Origin of the sequence: Pseudomonas sp. P7759 (assembly GCF_013386445.1) — a bacterium.
GTDB classification, from domain to species: Bacteria; Pseudomonadota; Gammaproteobacteria; order Pseudomonadales; family Pseudomonadaceae; genus Aquipseudomonas; species Aquipseudomonas azotoformans_A.
In genome coordinates this window covers 1-2,345 of record NZ_JACART010000135.1, presented here as the reverse complement: position 1 = coordinate 2,345, position 2,345 = coordinate 1, and the positions used below count along the sequence as shown (strand labels likewise).

General features: G+C 60.1%; 2 protein-coding genes and 1 pseudogene. 1 reads left to right on the top strand and 2 read right to left on the bottom strand.

Annotated elements, in window-relative coordinates; genetic code table 11:
* A partial coding sequence (locus HX823_RS31650; protein WP_177078577.1) for a LysR substrate-binding domain-containing protein occupies positions 1-821 on the top strand: 821 nt, incomplete at its 5' end.
* A 27-nt stretch (positions 822-848) separates the two neighbouring features.
* Here HX823_RS31650 and HX823_RS31645 read toward each other — a convergent pair.
* Positions 849-2,084, bottom strand: coding sequence for a nucleoside permease (locus HX823_RS31645; protein ID WP_177078575.1), 1,236 nt, complete (start codon positions 2,082-2,084; stop codon positions 849-851).
* Positions 2,085-2,126: 42 nt separating this feature from the next.
* Positions 2,127-2,345, bottom strand: a pseudogene (locus HX823_RS31640) (sugar phosphate isomerase/epimerase); the annotation flags it as partial.

The window sequence follows — 2,345 nt, the reverse complement described above, 5'->3', positions numbered from 1 at the left end:
AATTGTTCCTCGGCCAGCCGGCCATCAGCGCGGCCTTGTCACGCCTGCGCGGGCTGTTTGATGACCCTTTGTTCGTGCGCACCGGCCGCAGCATGGAGCCATCGGCCCGGGCGGTAGAAATCTTCGCCCTGCTCTCCCCGGCCCTGGACTCGATTTCCACCGCCGTCAGCCGCGCCGCCGAGTTTGATCCGGCCACCAGCACGGCAGTGTTCCGAATTGGCCTGTCCGATGACGTGGAATTCGCCCTGCTGCCCCAGCTGCTCAAACGCCTTCGTGCGGAATCCCCCGGCATCGTGCTGGTGGTGCGCCGCGTCAACTATATCCTGATGCCGGGCTTGCTGGCTTCCGGCGAAATCTCCATCGGCGTCAGCTACACCGCCGACCTGCCGGCCAATGCCAAGCGCAAAGTGTTGCGCCGCAGCCTGCCGAAACTGCTGCGCGCCGACAGCGTACCGGGCTCCCTCAGCCTGGACGACTTTTGCGCCCGCCCCCACGCGCTGGTGTCGTTTGCTGGTGACTTGAGCGGGTTTATTGACGAAGAACTGGAAAAACTCGACCGCAAACGCCACGTGGTATTGGCCGTGCCGCAGTTCAACGGCTTGGGTACCTTGCTGGCCGGCACGGATATTCTGGCTACTGTGCCGGACTATGCCGCTGAGGCGCTGACCTCGGCGGGTGGCTTGCGCGCGGAGGATCCGCCGTTGCCAGTGCGCAGTTTTGAGCTGCACATGGCGTGGCGTGGGTCGCAGGATAATGATCCGGGTGAACGGTGGTTGCGGTCGCGGATTCAGATGTTTTTCGGAGACCCCGACAGTCTCTAAGATTCGTTGGCCAGGCTTGTTAGCCCCTCAACCCTTGGCACGCGCCGGTTCCGGTCGTCGTGCATCGCGAAAGGCAAACATGAATACCACCACCACGCCCAGGGAAAAAAACGCCGGGAACAACCAGATGCTCTGCCACAGGTGACCCGCAGGTGTCGCGTAATAATCGGAGACATGGCCCGCTACCCAGAAACCGATCAGCATGCCGACGCCGTAGGTGGCCAGGGTAATCAGGCCCTGGGCCGAGCTTCTGAAGCGCTCAGGGGTTTTGGCATCGGTGTAGATCTGCCCGGACACAAAGAAAAAGTCGTAGCAGATACCGTGCAGGGCGATACCGGTGAATAGCATAAAGGCCAGGTCGGCGTTGTTACCGTAGGCAAACAACACGTAGCGCAAGGCCCACGCCAGCATGCCCATAAGCAAGGCCGTCTTGATACCGAAGCGATGAATGAACAAAGGCAGCAGGAGCATGAACAGGACTTCGGAGACCTGCCCGATGGCCATCTTCGCCGTGGGGTTGGTCATGCCGATATCGGCGAGGAAGGGGTTGGCATTCTGGTAATAGAATGCCAGCGGGATACAGATCAGGATCGAGGCGATGAAAAACACCAGGTAGCTGCGGTCTTTCAACAGGCCCAAGGCGTCCAGGCCGAGGATCTGTTTAACCCCGGTTCGCGTGGTGTCGGCTTTCAGCGGTGCCGTTTTCGGCAGTGTGAAGCTGTAGACACCCAGCACCAGGGACGCCAGCGCCGCCATCAGGAAGGTGTTGCGCAGGCCACCGGAAGCAATCGCGGCTTTCGAGTCCCAGGCGAACACAAAACTGATCACCACACCCGCAACAATCCAGCCCACGGTGCCCCATACACGAATGCGCGAAAACTCCAGCGCCGGGTCGCGCATCTGCCGGAAGGCAACGGAATTGACCAAGGCCAGGGTCGGCATGTAGATCATCATGTAGGCCAGCACGTAGGGGTAGAACGCGGCAAAATCCGGCGCCCGGTAGAGCTGATACAGCAACACCGCCCCCACTAGGTGCAGCACCGCCAGAATGCGTTCGGCATTGAAGAAACGGTCAGCGATCAGCCCGATCACGAACGGCGCAATGATCGCGCCCCAGGACTGTGTCGAGAACGCCATGCCAATCTGGCTGCCGCTGGCGCCCAACTGGCTGGACAGAAAAGTGCCCAGGGTGACGAACCAGCCACCCCAGATAAAGAATTGCAGAAACATCATGGCGCTCAAGCGCGCACTCATCCACGTCATAACCGTCACCGTCTTATTGTTATTGGAAAAAACTGGTGCAACTCAAGCGTCTGGCAAGCCCAACAAGCGCCTGTTGGAAGCCGCGTCGCTGGCCACGCTGACGAAATCGTCAAAGGCCTTTTGGCTTCGATTGATCATGTGATCCCGGATGAACCCCGCGCCCTCGGCAGCGCCTTGTGCAGAGTCTTTCAGGCAACACTCCCACTCCAGCACGGCCCAACCGGTGAACCCGTATTGAGTCAACTTGCTGAAGATCGACTT